Source organism: Thiobacillus sp. 65-1402, from assembly GCF_001897685.1.
Classification (GTDB): Bacteria; Pseudomonadota; Gammaproteobacteria; order Burkholderiales; family Thiobacillaceae; genus Thiobacillus.
This window is the reverse complement of the sequence record NZ_MKUG01000002.1, coordinates 18079-36154: the sequence shown is the minus strand read 5'-3', so window position 1 is coordinate 36154 and position 18076 is coordinate 18079. Positions and strand designations below refer to the sequence as shown.

The 18076-nt window shown below is 67.0% G+C and carries 19 protein-coding genes; 5 read left to right on the top strand and 14 right to left on the bottom strand.

What is annotated here, in order from left to right; all coding sequences use genetic code 11:
• Positions 1-105 precede the first annotated feature (105 nt).
• The 5 genes from BGO62_RS00655 to htpX all read right to left on the bottom strand — a co-directional run bounded on the left by BGO62_RS00655 (position 106) and on the right by htpX (position 4861).
• Positions 106-1353: an RsmB/NOP family class I SAM-dependent RNA methyltransferase gene (locus BGO62_RS00655; protein WP_296638511.1), complete on the bottom strand. Its 1248-nt coding sequence runs from the start codon at positions 1351-1353 to the stop codon at positions 106-108.
• Positions 1354-1391: 38 nt separating this feature from the next.
• Positions 1392-1817, bottom strand: a complete 426-nt coding sequence (locus tag BGO62_RS00650) for a phosphate-starvation-inducible PsiE family protein (protein ID WP_296638509.1) — start codon at positions 1815-1817, stop codon at positions 1392-1394.
• A gap of 40 nt (positions 1818-1857) precedes the next feature.
• The gene (locus tag BGO62_RS00645; RefSeq protein WP_296638507.1) at positions 1858-2913 is read right to left on the bottom strand and encodes an AI-2E family transporter; all 1056 of its coding nucleotides are present in this window, start codon (positions 2911-2913) and stop codon (positions 1858-1860) included.
• Positions 2914-2988: 75 nt separating this feature from the next.
• On the bottom strand, positions 2989-3966 hold the full coding sequence (locus BGO62_RS00640) for a TerC family protein (RefSeq protein WP_296638505.1): 978 nt from the start codon (positions 3964-3966) through the stop codon (positions 2989-2991).
• A gap of 16 nt (positions 3967-3982) precedes the next feature.
• Positions 3983-4861: a protease HtpX gene (htpX, locus tag BGO62_RS00635; protein WP_296638503.1), complete on the bottom strand. Its 879-nt coding sequence runs from the start codon at positions 4859-4861 to the stop codon at positions 3983-3985.
• 158 nt (positions 4862-5019) lie between these two features.
• Between htpX and nhaR the strand changes: the two genes are divergently transcribed.
• Positions 5020-5925, top strand: coding sequence for a transcriptional activator NhaR (nhaR, locus tag BGO62_RS00630; RefSeq protein WP_296638501.1), 906 nt, complete (start codon positions 5020-5022; stop codon positions 5923-5925).
• Positions 5926-5937: 12 nt separating this feature from the next.
• Here nhaR and BGO62_RS00625 read toward each other — a convergent pair whose 3' ends face one another.
• On the bottom strand, positions 5938-6420 hold the full coding sequence (locus BGO62_RS00625; RefSeq protein WP_296638499.1) for a PIN domain-containing protein: 483 nt from the start codon (positions 6418-6420) through the stop codon (positions 5938-5940).
• Positions 6413-6784, bottom strand: a complete 372-nt coding sequence (locus BGO62_RS00620) for a thioredoxin domain-containing protein (RefSeq protein WP_296638496.1) — start codon at positions 6782-6784, stop codon at positions 6413-6415. Before BGO62_RS00620 ends, BGO62_RS00625 begins: the two co-directional genes overlap by 8 nt.
• A gap of 111 nt (positions 6785-6895) precedes the next feature.
• On the opposite strand from BGO62_RS00620, the gene BGO62_RS00615 reads away from it, so the two are divergent.
• A complete protein-coding gene (locus tag BGO62_RS00615) occupies positions 6896-7324 on the top strand; it encodes a hypothetical protein (protein WP_296638494.1) in 429 nt (142 codons plus the stop codon).
• Positions 7325-7327: 3 nt separating this feature from the next.
• Here the strand turns inward: BGO62_RS00615 and BGO62_RS00610 are convergent, their stop codons facing one another.
• The 7 genes from BGO62_RS00610 to BGO62_RS00580 all read right to left on the bottom strand — a co-directional run bounded on the left by BGO62_RS00610 (position 7328) and on the right by BGO62_RS00580 (position 17000).
• Complete coding sequence (locus tag BGO62_RS00610) at positions 7328-7813, bottom strand: universal stress protein (protein WP_296638488.1); 486 nt, start codon at positions 7811-7813, stop codon at positions 7328-7330.
• Positions 7806-9617, bottom strand: coding sequence for a SulP family inorganic anion transporter (locus BGO62_RS00605; RefSeq protein ID WP_296638486.1), 1812 nt, complete (start codon positions 9615-9617; stop codon positions 7806-7808). Before BGO62_RS00605 ends, BGO62_RS00610 begins: the two co-directional genes overlap by 8 nt.
• 83 nt (positions 9618-9700) lie before the next feature.
• On the bottom strand, positions 9701-10966 hold the full coding sequence (locus BGO62_RS00600; RefSeq protein ID WP_296638483.1) for a HAMP domain-containing sensor histidine kinase: 1266 nt from the start codon (positions 10964-10966) through the stop codon (positions 9701-9703).
• Positions 10956-11657, bottom strand: a complete 702-nt coding sequence (locus BGO62_RS00595) for a response regulator transcription factor (RefSeq protein ID WP_296638481.1) — start codon at positions 11655-11657, stop codon at positions 10956-10958. The genes BGO62_RS00600 and BGO62_RS00595 overlap by 11 nt, the downstream gene beginning before the upstream one ends.
• Before the next feature lie 310 nt (positions 11658-11967).
• On the bottom strand, positions 11968-14103 hold the full coding sequence (locus tag BGO62_RS00590; RefSeq protein WP_296638479.1) for a SulP family inorganic anion transporter: 2136 nt from the start codon (positions 14101-14103) through the stop codon (positions 11968-11970).
• Positions 14104-14202: 99 nt separating this feature from the next.
• Positions 14203-15555: a sigma-54 dependent transcriptional regulator gene (locus BGO62_RS00585; protein ID WP_296638476.1), complete on the bottom strand. Its 1353-nt coding sequence runs from the start codon at positions 15553-15555 to the stop codon at positions 14203-14205.
• Positions 15552-17000: a sensor histidine kinase gene (locus BGO62_RS00580; RefSeq protein WP_296638474.1), complete on the bottom strand. Its 1449-nt coding sequence runs from the start codon at positions 16998-17000 to the stop codon at positions 15552-15554. The genes BGO62_RS00585 and BGO62_RS00580 overlap by 4 nt, the downstream gene beginning before the upstream one ends.
• A gap of 153 nt (positions 17001-17153) precedes the next feature.
• On the opposite strand from BGO62_RS00580, the gene BGO62_RS00575 reads away from it, so the two are divergent.
• Genes BGO62_RS00575 through BGO62_RS00565 form a run of 3 tightly spaced genes read left to right on the top strand, consistent with a single transcriptional unit; the run spans position 17154 to position 18068 of the window.
• A complete protein-coding gene (locus BGO62_RS00575; protein WP_296638472.1) occupies positions 17154-17342 on the top strand; it encodes a hypothetical protein in 189 nt (62 codons plus the stop codon).
• On the top strand, positions 17342-17716 hold the full coding sequence (locus BGO62_RS00570) for a hypothetical protein (RefSeq protein WP_296638469.1): 375 nt from the start codon (positions 17342-17344) through the stop codon (positions 17714-17716). Before BGO62_RS00575 ends, BGO62_RS00570 begins: the two co-directional genes overlap by 1 nt.
• 37 nt (positions 17717-17753) lie before the next feature.
• Positions 17754-18068: a hypothetical protein gene (locus BGO62_RS00565; protein WP_296638468.1), complete on the top strand. Its 315-nt coding sequence runs from the start codon at positions 17754-17756 to the stop codon at positions 18066-18068.
• The last annotated feature ends 8 nt before the right edge of the window (positions 18069-18076 follow it).

Sequence of the window (18076 nt, the reverse complement as noted above, 5' to 3'; positions counted from 1 at the left end):
CACAGCGTGCCGAGGACATCGGGATGGAATGGCGCGGCCGACATCTCAGGTCGTCGAGCCGGCCGTGGGGAAAGGCCGCATTGATAACTGCAAGGCCATGCCGGGTCAGCCGCCTGCCTTGACCAGCACGGCGGCGAAAAAGCCATCCGTCCCGTGCACCGCCGGCGACAGTTTCAGCATGGCGCCGGTATCGAGGCCGATCTTGTTCTGCGCCAGCAGTTCGTTCACCGGCAGCAGGCTGAAGCCGCCCTGCGCCAGCGCGCCGTCGACGATGGCTTCGTTCTCCGCCGGCAGCAGGCTGCAGGTCGCGTAGACCAGGCGGCCGCCGGGTTTCAGCAGCTTCGCCGCCGCGCGCAGGATGGATGCCTGCTTCTGCGTCAGCTCCGCCACGGACTCGGGCGACTGGCGGAACTTCAGGTCGGGGTTGCGCCGCAGCGTGCCCAGCCCCGAACACGGCGCATCGACCAGCACGCGGTCGAGCTTGCCCGCCAGCCGCTTCACCCGGGTGTCGTTCTCCGAGGCGATCAGCTGCGGCATCACGTTGGACAGCCCCGAGCGCGCCAGCCGCGGCTTCAGGTTGGCGAGCCGCTTTTCCGCCACGTCGAACGCATACAGCCGCCCGCTCGACGCCATCATCGCGCCGATGGCGAGCGTCTTGCCGCCGGCGCCGGCACAGAAATCGCACACCATCTCGCCGCGCCGCGCGCCGAGCAGCAGGGCCAGCAGCTGGCTGCCCTCGTCCTGCACTTCCAAGCTGCCGTCGAGAAACAGCGGATGGCGGTTGATCGCCGGATGATCCTTGAAGCGGAGGCCCCACGGTGAATACGGCGTCGCCTCGACCGCCAGGCCTTCCGCCTGCAACTGCGCCAGCACCGCGTCGCGGCTGGCCTTGTGCGCGTTGACCCGCACGTCGAGCGGCGCCGGCTGCTGCAGGGCGCGGCCGAGCGCCAGGATGTCGGCGTCGCTCATCGCCGGCTGCAGCGCTTCGACCACCCAGTCGGGCAGCTCGGCGGCCACCGCCAGCGGCAATTCGGCCGTCCTGGCATTGCGGATGTGGTCGATGAGTTCGGGCTTGGCGAACTTTTCCAGCGTCGCGCCGCTCATGCCGCGCGCCTTGATCAGCCAGGCGACGATCAGCGTGCGCGGATTGGCCGCCGGCACCACCACCGACAGATAGCGGTAGCGCCGCAGCACGCCGAACACGGCTTCCGCCACGAACGCGCGGTCGCGCGCGCCGAGCTTCCTGTGCTCACGGAAAAAGGCGGACAACACGGCGTCGGCCGGACGTTTGAAATCCAGCACCAGGTCGAGCGCCTGGGTGGCGAGTTGCAACAGCGGCGGAGAGAGTTCCATCAGCGGGGAAAAATTAATGACGGCGACATTCGCGCCCCTCAGGGCTGGATATCGCCTTTCGGATTGTCTTCGTAAGGGAAGCGGGTGTGACCGTAACGAATCACCAGCACCGCACAGGCCAGCAACAGCAGCGAGGCGGTCACGCCGAGCATGCGCCAGACGTCGAGGCTTTTCATGTCGAGCACCACATAGCGCGCCAGTGCCACGATGGCGATGTAGATGGGGAAACGCACCGGCAACTGGCCGGAACGGAAGTACACCCCCACCATGGCGAGGATTTCCAGGTACAGGAAAAGCAGCAGCAGATCGGCCAGCGTCACCGTGCCGGCAGCGGCCATGGTCTTCACTTCGAACACGCCGGCGGCCAGCGTGGCGAGCGTGATGACGACGAGGCCGATGGCTTCGAGAACGCCCAGCAGGCTGAGCGCCCAGCGCGAGAGAAGACGGTCTTTGGCGGGGTTCATGGCGGTATGCGGTCGGGATGTGGCAAGGATACCACCGGCCTCAGACCGAACGCGCATGCACCAGCCATTCGCGCCAGATGGCCACCGACACCGCGAGCAGCACCGGCCCCAGGAACAGGCCGATCAGGCCGAACGCGTTGATGCCGCCGAGCACGCCGAGAAACACCAGCAGGAACGGAATCCGCGTCGGCCCGCTGATGACGAGCGGACGAATCAGGTTGTCGACCCAGCTCACCACCAGCGCCCCCCACAGGAACAGGCCCAGCGCTGCCTGGGTTTCGCCGTGCACCAGCAGGCCCAGCGACAGGCCGATCCACACCACCGGGCCGACGAAAGGAATCAGCGATACCAGCGCGGTGATCGCCCCCCACAGTGCGGGCGCGTCGATTCCGGCGACCCAGTAGCCCAGCCCGGCAAGCACCCCCTGTGCCAGCGCGGTGAGCACGATACCGAACACCACGGCGCGCACGGTCACCCCCACCGCCTGGATGTAGCCGCGCGCCGCCGCGCCCAGCCAGCGCGTGGCCACCCGGCGGAACTGGGTCAGCACGCTGTCGCCGTGGCGATACAGAAAGAACAGCGCAAACACCGCCAGGCCGAATTTCGCCGCGTTGCGCCCGACGCCGCCTGCCAGGGCTTTCAGCTGTGCGGCATCGGTCAGCCCCAGCGCGTCGACCTGCGCGCGCACCCACGCCGGGTCGGCCTGCACGCGCTGATACTGCGCCGCGATCCATTCTCCGCCCGGCCAGGCGCGCACGCCCGCAGGCAGCGGCGGCAGGCCGTGGATGGCGAGTTGCTTGAGGGTCGCCGAAGCCGCCGCCACGTCCACCACCACGGTGAACATCACCCACAGCAGCGGCAGCAACAGGGTCGCGGCGACGCCCAGCGTCATCAGCAGCGCCGCCAGATTGGCGCGCCCCGGCAGGTGGCGGCACAAGCGCTGATGGAGCGGCCAGGTGACGTACGCGAGAATCCCCGCCCACGCCAGCGAGGCGAAAAACGGCGACAGTACCCAGAAGGTGAGCCCGAAAATGAAGAACAGGAAAATGAATGCCGCAATGCGGCGAGCGAGCGGGGAATCGGTTTTGATCGGCATCTATGCCCTCCGGCTGGGTCCAGTTGCTGGCACGCGGCGGCCTGCCGGCCCGCCGCGTCCGGCAGGCCGCCGGCTTCAGTCCGGCGCGGCGCGTTTCCGCGTCGTCCACAGGCTGGCAAACATGAAGCCGGCGATGATGAAGCCGACGATGCCGAGCGACAAGCCTACCGGGATTTTGTAAAAGTCGGCGATCAGCATTTTCGTTCCCACGAACAACAACACGATGGCCAGGCCGTATTTCAGCAGGTGGAAACGATCGGCCATGCCGGCCAGCATGAAGTACATCGCGCGCAGGCCGAGAATGGCAAAGATGTTCGAGGTGAACACGATGAAGGGGTCGGTGGTGATGGCGAAGATCGCAGGAATCGAGTCGACCGCGAAAATCAGGTCGGAGATCTCGATCATGATCAGCACCAGGAACAGGGGCGTGAACACGCGCACGCCGTTCTCGACGACCCAGAACTTCTCGCCGCGGAAGTCCGGGGTCATCCGGACATGGCGCTTGACCCACTTGAGCAGAGGGTTCTTCGCCAGATCCGGCTCGGCCTCGGCGAACATCAGCATCTTGATGCCGGTGATGGCGAGGAAGGCGCCGAACAGATACAGGATCCAGTGGAATTCCTTCACCAGCCAGGCACCAGCAAGGATCATGGCGGCACGCATGACGATCGCGCCGATCACACCGTAGATCAGCACGCGCCGCTGGAACTCCGCCGGCACGGCGAAGAAGCTGAAGATCATCAGAAAGACGAAGATGTTGTCGACCGCGAGCGATTTCTCGATCAGGTAGCCGGTCAGGAACTCCATCGCCTTGACGTCGGCCACCTCGCTGCCGTAGCTCCCCTTCAGATACCACCACAGCCCGAGGTTGAACAGCATCGCCAGCGTGAACCAGACGAAGGACCACGCCGCCGCTTCCTTGAAGCCGACCTTGTGCGCCTTGTTGCCGCCGGCCAGGAACAGGTCGACGGCCAGCATCGCCAGCACGAAGCCGACGAACGCCCCCCACATCCACGGTTCGCCGATGCTCAGGGTGGTGCTGACAGCGTCCATGCGACTTCTGCTGGCCTCAGCCCTGGATCGCGCGCAGCGCGGCGATCCGCTCTTCCAACGGCGGGTGCGTCATGAACAGGCGCTTGAGGCCCGCCGCGCCGCCGCCGGCGATGCCGAAGGCCGCCATCTTGTCGGGCAACGGATGCGGATGCAGGCTCGCCAGGCGCTCCAGCGCGGCGATCATCGCGCCCTTGCCGGCAAGCGAGGCGCCGCCGCGGTCGGCACGGAACTCGCGCTGGCGCGAGAACCACATGACGATGATCGATGCGAGGATGCCGAGCACCAGTTCCGCCACGATCATGGTGACGAAGAACGCCGGGCCGTGGCCTTCCTCGTTCTTGAACACCACGCGGTCGACGGTATGGCCGATCACGCGCGAGAGGAACATCACGAAAGTGTTGACCACCCCCTGGATCAGCGCCAGCGTCACCATGTCGCCGTTGGCGATGTGGGCGACTTCGTGACCGATCACCGCCTCGGCTTCCGGCCGCGTCATGGTATTCAGCAGCCCCGCGGACACGGCGACCAACGCGCTGTTCTTGTTCATGCCGGTGGCGAAGGCATTGACTTCGGGCGAATCGAAAATCCCGACTTCGGGCATGCCGATCCCGGCATCCGCGGCGTATTTCTTCACGGTTTCGAGCAGCCAGAATTCGGTCGAATTCGACGGTGTCTCGATCACCCGCACGCCCATCGATTTCTTCGCCATCCACTTCGAAATGGCGAGCGAAATGAGCGAGCCGCCAAAGCCCATCACGGCGGCGAAGATCAGCAGCGAGCCAAGGTTCAGCCCATTCGCGGTGAGATAGGGCTCGACGCCCAGGATACGCATGGTGAACGACAGCACCAGCACGATGGCCAGGTTGGTGGCCAGGAATAAAACGATACGCTTCATGGTGTTCTCCAGTTAAGCCCAGCCGCGCACGGGTTGCCGGCATCGGCGCGGCAACCCCGCATTTTCTCGGGCACACGACAGAATATAGACAGAATACGAACAATAAAATTCGATTTTTCTACTGCTATTGTTCGATTTTAACGAACAGATTCGGCGCCATGCTCAATTACAAGCATCTGCACTACTTCCGCACCGTCGCAAAAACCGGAGCCATCAACCGCGCCGCCGAGAAGCTGCACTTGACGCCGCAGACCCTGTCCGGCCAGATCGGTGTACTCGAGCAGCGCCTGGGCGTGGCATTGTTCCGCCGCAGCGGGCGCCGGCTCGAACTGACCGACGCCGGACGCACCGCCCTGGCCTACGCCGATGAAATCTTCCACGTCGGCGCCGAACTCGAAGAGGCCCTGCAAAACCGCAGCGCCGCGCGCGCCCACCCTTTCCGCGTCGGCATCGCCGACGTCGTGCCGAAGGCGATTGCCTACCAGTTGCTGGCCCCCGCGCTCACCCTGGCCGAACCGGTCAAGCTGGTGTGCAAGGAGGGGCGGCTGGAACAGCTGGCCGCCGAACTGTCGATCCACCGCCTCGACATGGTGCTGGCCGACCGGCAGCTGCCGTCGAGCATGGACATCAAGGGCTACAGCCACCCTCTCGGCGAATGCGGCATCGCCTTTCTGGCCGCGCGCGCGATTGCCGGCGCGCTGGGACCGGACTTCCCGGCCAATCTGCACGGCGCGCCGCTGCTGATTCCCGGCGAGGACAGCGCGCTGCGCGCGCCGCTGCTGCGCTGGCTGGAACGTCGCGGCATCCAGCCCAGCGTCGTCGGCGAGTTCGACGACAGCGCATTGATGAGCGCTTTCGGCCAGGCGGGCGCGGGGGTGTTCCCGGTGCCGCTGAGCACGGCGCCGGAGGTGATGCGGCAGTACGAGGTGATCGAGCTGGGGCAGACGCTGGAAATCCGCGAACGCTTTTTCGCCATTTCGGTGGAGCGGCGGCTGAGCCACCCGGCGGTGCTGGCGGTGAGCGAGGCGGCGCGGCGCAGGTTCCAGCCGCGGGACGCGGATTGAAGCCCGCGCTGTTCAGGCAGGCATCGCGCCCAGCCAGCGCACCGCCTCGACCGGGCTCATGACCCGAAAATGCGGCGCGCAGCGGCGGCGCAGCCTGAGCAGCGCGCGGTCCTTGCTGACCAGTCCCTGCGCCCCGGCCATCGCCGCCAGTTCGATGAACTTCTGATCGTCGGGGTCGCTGCAGCGCGGCATGCGGTTCCACGCGGGCGTCATCCCGCAGTGGACCGTAGCCTCCGGGGGCAGCCAGGTGGCTGCGCCGGCGTCATCCGCCATCGCCGACAGCGCCCGGTAACGCGCCAGCAGCGCCGCCTGCCGCGCCGCATCCAGGCCAAACTCCGGATACCCCAGCACGCGCCGCCATTCGTCGAAGGTGGCATCCGACACCACGCAGCGCATGCGGCCGTCTTCCAGCGCCAGCCGCAGAGGTCGCGCGGCCGCGTCGTCGAAGAAGAGGAGGTCGAGTACGACGTTGGTGTCGAGAACGACCTTATTCAATATCGGTGTGCTCGGCGATGAACTCGCGCACCCAGTGTTCCGGCCTGGCGCTGGAAAAGCGCCCGACGATTTCGCCCTTGACGAACAGCAGCACGGTGGGAAAGCCGCGCAGGCCGTAACGGCCGGCAAGCTTCATGTTGGCGCCTTCGTCGACCTCGACCTTGGCCATGTGGAGCCTGCCGGCATGCTGCGCAATGACGCGCTCCAGCACAGGAGTCAGCGCGCGGCACGGCGGGCACCAGTCGGCCCAGAAATCGACCAGGACCGGCTGCACGTGCGAAGCCTCGATGACGTCGCGGTCGAAGTGCTCGAGATGGGTGTCGAAAATGTGGCCCGGTGCATGGGCGGCGTGCAGGTCGGTCATGGCGGTTACGGCGCGAAAAGCAATGCCGCCTATTTTGCCTCAATGGCCGGGCTTTCCGCTCCGTTATAGAGAGTACTTACCTCGAGCTGCGAATGACGCTACCGTTACGCCATGGAAGAACGTTTCTATCGTGAGAAGGAAATCGTGCGGCTGCCGGACTATCTTCCCGCTGCCACCTACAATCTTGCGCACACCCTGCTGGCGCGTGCGGGCACCTGCCTGTTCGTGCCGATCCGCAGCATGCAGTACATGGCGGTGCTGGATGCGGAGGAGTTCATTTTCGTCGACAGCCAGAACCGCGCCTGGGTCGAATTGGCGTGGCAGCATTTCCGCCCGCAGGCGCGCAGTTCGCTGGACGGGCGGGTGCCGTTCGAAGTGGTGCATTACCTGCCGCAGGCGGCCGAGACCATGAAGCGCCTGCCCGGCGAATTCCATCAGGCACTGCAGCTGCTCGCCGGCCGGCAGCGGCCGGATACGCCCGCCAGCGTGCTGGATCTGCAGGCGCGGCGGCGAAACGGCCCCGAAAGCCCGGCGCGCTGAACCTCAGCGCATCAGCGGACGCACACGCGCCCGCTGCCGCAAGCCGAGCAGACTCATCAGCATCGCCAGCAAGCGTCCGCCCTGCGACCGGTGCGCACCCGACAGCACCAGCACGTCGTGCGGGCCATCCAGATAGGCCGTCTGCTCCCCGGTGACGATGAGGTCAGGCTGCGCGTCGCGCACATACTGCCGGAAGCCCTGCCGCAAGGGTCCGTAGATCGCGTGGCAGCGGGCCTCGCCAGCGCCCAGCCGCGCGGCCAGGAAATCCAGTCGGCGCAGCGAGGCCCGCTCGAGGTCCAACGCCGTTGCCTGCCGGGTGCTGCCCGGATAGCCGCCGTCGAGCGTGCCGTCGGGTTCGATGAGGTGCAGGAAATCGAGTTGAGCCTGGTTCAGGCGCGCGAGCATCAGCGCCTTCTCCGCCGTCGCGCCGTCCATGGCGTCGAAGCGAATCAGGGCAAGGATCCGTCGGTAGGGGCGAAATTCAGGCATGGGACACCTGCATCATCACGTCGGGTAGTTCTGATTGTGGCACATCCTGGCCCTGGCATTCGCGGAAAATTCGCGCCCGGCAGCTGCGGCACACTTCGGGGTCGAGCCGTGGGGTGATTGCGGCGATCGCCTCGGTCTTGGAGTCGAACAGGTTGCCTCCGCCGATGGCCTTCAGCGCCCCGCTTTCGGCCAGCTGTTCCTGCACCGTGTCCTTGGTGCGGATGAAGTAGAGCCCACCTCCCAGACCGCGCCGGCGTTCGGCCTCCTCGGCCAGATAATGGGCACCCGCGAGGTCGATGAAGTTGATGCCGTGGGCGACGACCGCCACGTGTTTCTGCCCCGGTGCGGCCTGGTCCTGCGCCGCCAGCGCCTCGCGAATGTGCGAGGTGGCGCCGAAGAACAGCGAGCCATCGATGCGCACGAATCTGAGTTGAGGACACTGCGCAATATGGCCGGCATCCATGAATTTGCGCTTGGCGCTGTGCGGATTCGGAACGCGCACCCGCACGCCAGGCTTCGAAGTGCGCGACAGATAGATCGCGAGCGACAGCAGAACGCCGATGATGATGGCCTCTTCCAGCGTGAGGAACAGCGTGGCGGCGAAGGTGGCCGCCATGATCGCGGACTCCTGGCGGCTGCTCTTGAGGGTATGGACGATCTCGTCGAAATCGATCAGCCCCCACGCCACCAGGAAGAGGATACCGGCCATCGCCGTGTTCGGCAGGTACTGTGCCCAGGGCGCGACGAACAGCACCAGCACCAGCAGGAACACGCCCGCGAGCATCGCGGCAAGCGGCGTTTTTGCACCCGCCGCGTAGTTGACCCCGCTGCGGTTGAACGAACCGGTGGCGACGTAGCCGGAGAAGAACGCGCCGGCGAGGTTGGACAGCCCCTGGCCGACGAACTCCTGGTTGCCGTCGACGTGCTGGCCTGAGCGCGCGGCGAGCGCGCGCGCGATCGACACCGCCTCGGTCAGGGCCAGGAGCGTCACCGCGATCACGCCGGAGGCGACGGCGCGCACGCTGCCGGCGTCGAAATTCGGCGCCGACAGCGGCGGCAGGCTGGCGGGCAGCGCGCCCACGGTGGGAAGTGCGATGCCCAGCTTCATGCCGAGCACGTTGCCGAACAGCGCGCCGCCGAGCATGGCGACGATCATGTAGGGCAGCTTCGGCAGCCAGCGCTTGACCGCGATGCCGAGCAGCAGCGTGAAGAGCCCGGTCGCCACGATCGCGAGTTCGATTTCGTCGGCGCGCGTGAACACGTGCGTCCAGGTGTCCGCGAACGACGACCCGCGCGGAATCGCCAGTCCGGTGAAGTGCTTCACCTGGTTGGTGGCGATGAGGATGGCGGCACCGGCGGTGAATCCGGTCACCACCGAATGCGAAATGAAATTCACCAGTGTGCCGAGCTTGGCCAGGCCCATCACGATCTGGATCAGGCCGACCATGAAGGTCAGCGTCAGCGCCAGGCTCACGTAGTGGGCGCTGCCCGGTTCGGCGTGCGGCGACAGCACCGAGAACAGCACGATCGACGCCGCCGTGGTGGGACCCGACACCAGATGCCAGCTGGAGCCGAACAGCGCGGCGATGATGGCCGGGATCATGCCGGCGTAGAGGCCGTATTCGGGCGGCATGCCGGCGATGGTGGCGAAGGCCACGCCCTGCGGCAGCGCGACCAGCGCGCCGGTGAGGCCGGCCATCAGGTCTGCGCGCGTGGTGTCGCGGTTGACGCGCGGCCACCAGCCGAGGAAGGAGGTGAAGGGCCGGAGCCAGGCCGGCAGGGCGGAGGGGGCGGGAAGCGACATGCGGGAACTCACGGATTTCGGCAACTCCGCGAGATATAGCGCAGCGCGCGTGGGCGCTGCGTCAACCGTGCGTCAAGCCGGCGTCAAGCGGCGTCGAACGTCAGCACCGCGCGGGTACCCCGCCCTTCCTCGCTGTCGAGCGCAATCGACCAGCCGTAGCGGTCGCAGATCTTCTTCACCAGCGATAGCCCGATGCCGGCGCCCTCGCTGTGCGCACCCTTGTAGAGCCGCTGGAACACCTTGTCGAGCGCGGCACGCGGGATGCCGAGCCCGGTGTCGGCCACGCTGAGCGTGCGCGCGTCGAGGCGGATGCGGACGCTGCCGCGCTCGGTGTAGGTGAAGCTGTTGCGCAGCAGGTTGGCGATGACGATGGCGACGAGGTTGGCGTCGGCCGCCACCCGCGGCTGTGCCACGATTTCCAGTCCGAGTTCCACCGGGCGGCCACCGAGCAGATGCCGGTGCTTGTCGACCGATTCCTCGAGCAGTGCGGCGAGGTCGACCGGCTCGCGCCGCTCGTCGTCGCGCTCACGCGCCATCGCCAGCAACGCAGTCGAGAGGTCGGCCATGTCGGCGGCACCGCGCTCGATCCGCTCGAGGCGCTGACGGTCCTTGTCCGGCCGCGTATCGTCGGCCAGCAGCACTTCGGCTGCGCCGCGGATGACGGCAATCGGCGTGCGCAATTCGTGCGAGACGTCGGCAGTGAAAGCGCGCTCGCGGTCGATGAAATCTGCCAGCCGGTCAAGCGTCTGCTCGAAGGCGCGGGCGAGTTCACCCACCTCGTCGGGCGGGAAATCCTCGGCGATCCGGCCCGGATGCGCGTCCGGCCGTACGTCGCGCACCCGCCGCGCCAGCGCCTTCACCGGTTCGATCACGCGTTCGGCCAGCCACAGCGCCAGCCCGCCCGAGAGCAGCGTCATCAGCGCGACGAAGCCGGCCAGATAAAGGATCAGGCTGGCCTGCTGCTGGCGGAACAGGGTTTCGTTGTAGAGCAGGAAATAGCGGCTGCCGGCGCGGTCCGCGATCGCCACGCGGTAGTAGGTGTCACCCAGCCGGATCTCGTGCAGCCCCGGGCGCCAGGCGGCGATGGCCGCGGGCGGCACCGCCTCGCCCTGGCGCGCCGGCAGCACGTAGCCCAGGAGGGTGGCGGTGGCGGGCGGCTGCGATTGCGGGTTGCGGCTGCGGCGCGACAGGTAGTCCTGGATTTCCGCGGTCAGCGTCTCGTCGATCAGGCGCTCGCCGGCGTCGCGCACGCCGACATAGATCCCCATCGCGGCGACCAGGCTGATCACCCCGCCGATCGTCGCGAACGCGGTCGCGACGCGGAAGCGCAGGCTGCGGCTAAAGCGCATCGGGCGCCATCATGCGGTAGCCGACGCCGCGCAGGGTGTGGATCAGCGGCGGTTCGCCGGCGCCGTCGATCGCCGCGCGCACCACGTGCAGGTGCGCGCGCAGGGCGTCGGAGTCGGGCGGCGCATCGCCCCACACCGCGCGCTCCAGCTCTTCGCGCCGCACCACCCGGGGGGCGGCGCGCATCAGGGTTTCCAGCAGCTTCAAAGGAATCGGCGGCAGCGTGATCGTGCGGGTGCCGCGCCGCACCCGGATCAGCGCCGGGTCGTACTCGAGGTCGCCCACGCGCAGCACCGACGGCGTCACCGCACTGCTCGCGCGCCGCACCAGCGCCTTCAGGCGCGCTTCCAGCTCGCGCAGGGCAAAGGGCTTCAGCACGTAGTCGTCGGCACCGCATTCGAGGCCGGCCACGCGGTCGTCGAGCGCATCGCGCGCGGTGAGCATCAGCACCGGGGTGGTGCGCATCGCCTCTTCGCGGAACTTGCGGCACAGCGTCAGGCCGTCCATGCCGGGCAGCACGATGTCGAGCACGATGGCGTCGTAATTCTGGGTGACAGCCAGGTGCAGGCCGGTCAGGCCGTCGCCGGCGACGTCGACGGCATGGCCCTTGGCCTCGAGGAAGTCGCAGACGTTGGCGGCAAGATCAGGGTTGTCCTCGATGACCAGGATGTGTAGAGGCGAGCTCGATGTCATGGCAGACGCAAGGCAAGGTTGTGAGCAGGTTATTGATTCGGCCTGATGAAGTTTGAAGCGGCACTGAGATTCAGCATGCCAAGGCAATGCGAGGCAGCGCGGGAGGCCGGATCAATAACGATTCAAAACGGCGTTCTATTGAGACGGCTCAACGAACCGTCCCACTCAGGAAGACGTGTAAATCACTTTACGGTTTCAAACTCGACTTGACCGTCTCGATAGTGTAGGCGATTCCGCGTCAAGACAGCGTCAAGGCGCACCCAAGAAAAAGGCCCGGCACATGGCCGGGCCTTTCCTGGAGACGAACAGCTTATTTCGCCAGCGCCGGCTCGCTGCGGCCGACCGGGCAGAACAGATCGTCGCGGCCCTCCTCGCCCAGCCATTCGTAGATGACGGCGAGCGCCTGATCCTCGTTGGGGAAGATGTGCTGCTGGCCGATCTCGTCGAACAGGCCGGTATTGCGCATCACGTCGAGCACCTGCTTCTTGAGGCCGGAGAACACCAGGGTCACGCCGCCCTCGTGCAGGCGTTCGTGGATCGCACGGATCGCCTCCTCGCCGGTGGCGTCGAGCTGGTTGATGCCGTCGCCCACCACCAGCAGGTACTTGGCCTTGGGATGCGCGGCCACGGTCTCGAGCACGGCGTCCTCGAAGTGCGACACGTTGGCGAAGTAGAGCTGGCCGTCGAAGCGCATGGCGACGACGTGCTCGCTGGTCGGAATGCCGGGATGCACCTTGACGTCGCGCAGGGTGCCGTCGCTGTGGCGGCCGAGCTGGGCGACGCGCGGCTTCATGGTGCGGTAGAGATACAGCACCAGCGCCAGCGCAGCGCCGATCAGGATGCCCTTGTCGAGGTGCGGCGCCGCCAAGAGCGTCACCGCGAAGGTCACGCCGGCGACGATGCCGTCGGCCTTGTTCGCCTTCCAGGTGTGCTTCAACGCCGCCGGGGTGACCAGGCTGGTGACCGCGAGCAGGATGATCACGCCCAGGGTGGCCTTCGGCAGGTGGTAGAGGTAGGGCGTCAGGAACAGCAGCGTCGCGGCGACGAACAGGCCGTTGAACACCATGGCGAAGCCAGTCTGCGCGCCGGCCTGCAGGTTGATCGCCGAGCCGGTGAACGAGCCGGTCGCCGGATACGCCTGGAAGAAGGCGCCGCCCATGTTGGCCATGCCCTGGCCGATCAGTTCCTGGTTGGGGTCGAGGCGCTGCTTGGTCTTGGCGGCGAGCGCCTTGGCCATCGAGATGCATTCCATGAACGCGACCAGCGCGATGATGAACGCGGCCGACAAGAGCTGCAGCATGGCGTCGAAGGTCAGCGTCGGCAGGCGGAACGACGGCAGGCCGGCCGGGATGTTGCCGACGACGTCGCCGCCGCCGGTGAGGTTCAACTTGCCGTCCTCGATCTTCTTGATGTGCCAGCTCTGGCCGTCGGTGGCCACGCCAGCGGGCGCCTTGCCGGCCACGTACAGCATCGCGGTCTGCGACTCCGGCGCGTCGAGGCGCTCGAACTCGAGCTTGCGCAGGTAGCCCATGCGCTCCTTGTTCTGCTTCTCGAGGTTCTCCGCCTCGAGCTTCATCAGGTCGATGCGGTAGCGCAGCTCGGTCACCGCACGCGGATCACCCGACTTCTCCAGTTCGCGCAGCGTGGCGCCCTTGGCCGTGATCTCGGACTGCAGTGTCTTGGCCTGCTGCTGGGTGGCGACGTAGGACGCCACCAGCTCGCGCGCCGCCGGGTCGGCGATGTGCTCGTGGGTGCCCGAAGTCTTGTGGGCGAAGCCGATCGCGTAGCTGACCAGGGTGGTGATCACCACCGCGATCAGCACGCTCGGCTTGGACAACAGCTTGACCTTCTTCAGCACCAGCATCAGCACCAGCGCGAACACCGACATCGCCAGCGTCGGCAGGTGGGCCTGCGACAGGTTGCCGAACATCTCCCAGATGTCGACCAGGAAAGAGTCGCTGCGGCCCTTGGTGATGCCGAGCAGCAGGTCGAGCTGCGACAGCGCGATGATGATCGCCGCCGCGTTCATGAAGCCGAGAATCACCGGGTGCGACACGAAGTTGACGATCGCGCCCAACTTGAAGGCGCCGAGGCCGAACTGGATCACGCCGACCATCAGGGTCAGCAGCAGGGCCAGGCCGATGTATTCCTCGGAGAACGGCACCGCCAGCGGGGTCAGCGCAGCGGCGGTCATCAGCGAGATGATCGCGACCGGACCGGTGGCGAGTTGGCGCGACGAACCCCACAGCGCGCCGAGGATCGCCGGCACCAGCGCGGTGTAGAGGCCGAAGTAGACCGGCAGGCCCGACAGCTGCGCGTACGCCATCGCCTTGGGCACCAGCACCAGCGCGCCGGTGATGCCCGCGATCACGTCGCCGCGCAGGATGACGCTGTTGATGGGAAACCAGTAGAGAAACGGAAACAGGCGATAGAGCAGCGGATTCATGGCGGGCGGGACGGCGGGAAAACGTTGAAAAGAGAAACGCTAGCGTTTCAAACTGCAACAGTTTAGCAAAAACCCCGCCCTCCCGGAAGGGCTTTTCGCTCAGCCCGCCTCCCCGCCGTAGCGCTTGAGCTTGCGCCACAGCGACACCCGGTCGATGCCGAGCATCTGCGCCGCCAGCGTCTGGTTGCCGTGCGCCTGCTCGAGCACCCACTGGATGTACTCGCGTTCCTGCTCCTCGAGCGAGGCGACACGGCCTTCGCGGCGGCGGAAGGCCTTGATCGTCAGGTCGCGCAGGTCGTCGGGCAGGTGCGCCGCCGCCAGGGTGTCGCCCTGGCACAAGGCAACGCCACGCTCGATGATGTTCTCCAGTTCGCGGACGTTGCCGGGAAAATCGTAGCTTTTCAGCAGCGCCAGCGCCTCGTCGGAGAGCGCCCGCACCGGCTTGCCCATCACCGGCGCGGCGCGGTCGAGGAAGTACTGCGCCAGCAGCGGGATATCGTCGCGCCGCTCGGACAGCGGTGGAATGTGCAGGTTGACGACGTTGAGGCGGAAATACAGGTCCTGGCGGAAGCGGCCGTCGGCGACCCAGTCCTTCATGTTGCGGTTGCTGGCGGCGATGAAGCGCACGTCGATCTTGACCGGCTTGGTGCCGCCGACCGGCAGCACCTCGCGCTCCTGGATCACCCGCAGCAGCTTGACCTGCATGCCGGGCGACATCTCGGTGACCTCGTCGAGGAACAGCGTGCCGCCGTGGGCCGCGAGCAAGAGGCCCGCCTTGCCGACGGCGCCGGTGAACGCGCCCTTCTCGTGGCCGAACAGCTCGTTGGCCAGCAGTTCTTCGTTGAACGCGCCGCAGTTGACCGCGACGAAGGGGCCCTTGGGGCGGCCGCCGTGCTCGTGCAGGTAGCGCGCGAACAGCTCCTTGCCGGTGCCCGATTCGCCGGTGATCAGCACGTTGGCGCCGGTGCCGGCGACCTGGCGCGCCATGTCCAGCAGCTTCTGCATGCCGCCGTCGCGGGTGACGATGCGGGTGCGGCCGTTGACGGCGTCGAGCTGCTCGCGCAGCGCGCGGTTCTCGCGCTTCAGGCGCACCTTCTCCAGCGCCTCGGCGACGGTCTGCCGCACCTCGTCGAGGCGGAACGGCTTGGCGATGTAGTGGAAGGCGCCGACCTTCATCGCTTCCACCGCGGATTCCAGCGTGGCGAAGCCGGTGATCATGATCACCTCGAGGTCGGGATGGCGCGCCTTGCAGTGCTGCAAGAGCTGCATGCCGTCGACCTTGTCCATCTTGAGGTCGGTCAGCACCAGGTCGAAGGGCTTCGTGTCGACCAGCTCAAGCGCGTGACGGCCGCTCTGGGTGGCGACGATGTCGTAGCCCTCCTTCGCCAGCACGTGTTCGAGGTTCCTGAGGGCGATGCGCTCGTCGTCGACGAGCAGGAGACGTGCGTTCATGCGGATTCTTTCAGGTCGGCCGGCAGGCGGATGCGGAAGCGCGCGCCGCCGCCGGGACGGTTGTCGGCGACCATGCAGCCGCCGTGTTTCTCGATGATCTCATAGGCGATGAAGAGCCCCAGCCCGCTGCCGTGGCCCACCCCCTTGGTGGTGAAGAAGGGGTCGAATACGCGCTCGAGAATCTCGGGCGGGATGCCGGGACCGTTGTCGGCCACCTCGATCTCCACCGCCGCGCCGCCGGCGCGGCCGCCGGAAAGCGGCGCCGGGAAATCGTCGTCGCGTTCGCCTGCCCTCAGCTGGCGCGCCGCGATGGCGAGCTCGCCGGCGCTACCCATGGCGTCGTAGGCGTTGACGACGAGGTTGAGCAGCACCTGCTGCAGGCGCGGGCGGTCGGCGGTGACGGTGAGCCCGGCCGGGATGTCGACGCGGACCTCGACCCCGGTCGGGCGCTTGTTCTTGAGGAAGCGCAGCGTCTCCTCGACCAGCCCGGCGAGCGCCACCGGTCGCAGCCGGAAATCGCGGTCGCCGGAATAGTCGAGCAGCGCGCGCACGATGTGGCGCGCGCGCAGGGTCTCGGCGTCGATATCCTCGATCATCTGCGCACGCAGTTCCGGGTCGATCGACGGGTCCTCCCTGAGAATCTGCGCCGACGAGGAGATGTTCGACAGCGGGTTGTTGAGCTCGTGCGCCACCCCCGACAGCAGCGTGCCGAGCGAAGCGAGCTTTTCCGAGCGCACCAGGGTGTGCTGGCGGCGTTCCAGCTCGTCGAGCACGTGATTGAACGCCTCGGTCAGCGAGACGAATTCGCGGTCGCGGCTATCCGGCTCGAGCCGCACCAGCTGGCCGCTGGCGACCGCCTCCATGTGGACCTCCATGGCCTTCAACGGGCGCGTGACGAGGCGCGCAAGCAGAAAACCGGTCAGCACCAGGATCGCCGCCACTGCGCCCAGGAAAAACAGGAAATTGCGGCGGTGGGCCTGCAGCGCGAGGTCGACCGAGCGCCGCTCGCGCTGCGCGAGCTGCTCGCCCAGGGTGACGATGCGGTTGCCGTAGGCACGCACCCGCGCGGATACCGCATCGTCGGCCGGCCGGCGCACGTGCGCGGCCATGGCCTCCGCGTAGCCCGCCAACCCGCCAGCCAGCCGCGCCGCCGTTCCGCGCCCGGCCACCGCGTCGATCACCGCCGCATCGCGCCCCGCCAGCTCGCGCGTGCGCGCGAGAAAGCGGGCATGGTCGTCGAGGTCGGCCGGCTGGCCATAGAGGAAGTAGTTCTTCTCGAAACGCCGCATTTCCAGTGTCGCGTCGAACAACTCGGTCACCTTGCCGCCCTCGCGCACCTTGTCCTCGATGCGCGCCAGCTCGATCAACGCGACCGCCGACAGGCCGACGACGAGCGCCGCGAGCGAGAGATAGGCCAGCGCGATCTTGGCTTGGAGGGAACGCATCCCGAGAGTCTAACCTCACGTTGCAAAATGTAACAACCCCAGCGTGCCCCGCCCCGAGACCAAACGTCAACATACTGATTTATTGAGATTATTTACCCTGGCACGCATGGTGCTTAAGACCACTCAACTCAATGTCAAAAGCGAGTCAAGACCATGTCAAAACTGCGTATCGAAGTGCTGACCCCGCGCACGCCCTACCAGACCTATCTGGAAGAACGCCTGCAATCCGCCCGCGGCCTCGGCTGGGCCATGCCCGAGCGCGCCGAAGCGGCGGCCCGGCCGCAGGACGGGCGCGAAGCGCCGGCCGAACTCCCCGTTGCCGCCGTCGCCGAGCCCGCCTGATGTCGCGTCGCGTGCTGCTGGCCCTGCGCCCCGTCTCGCCGGTCGAACGCCTGTTCGCCGCGGGTGCGGCCCTGGCGCGCCGCATGGACGCCGACCTCGAGGTCATCGCCGATCCCGACCATCCGCGCTGGGAAGACATCGTCACCCGCCTCACCCAGTTGTCACGCGGCGAGGTGAGTTGCCGCCTGACCCCGATGCCGGGCATCGATATCCGCCAGGTCGTCGATTACGCACGCAGCCACGAGGGCATCGTCTCGGTCGTCGTCGGCCGCCCCGGCGCCTGGGCGACCGAGAACGGCACCGACCACTGGGCGCGGCTGGAGTGTCCGCTGGTCGCCGCCTCCGATTCGCCGGGCCAGCCGCACGAAGCCTGATCCTTTCATCCACCTTTCACGTTTAGGGAGCCTCTCCATGATCAAAGACAAGTCCAAACTCGGCCCCGCCCTGCTGTGGGGCAGCATCACCGTGGTGCTGTACTGGCTGCTGTTCCAGTACGCCGGTTCCTTCGAAGTGCTGGCGCACACCACGCTCGATGCCTGCGTGGCCGGCACCGACTACTACAACAAGGCCACGCCCGAGCTCTGCGCGGCCGAGGGCGGCACCTTCATCGACGGCGTGTGGTGGTACGTGTTCGCGCCCATCGCGATGGCGTTCGCGCTGTCGTATACCCACGGCAACTTCACCGGCGTGTTCTGGGACCTGTTCGGTCTCAAGGCCAAGAAGTAAGCGCATCC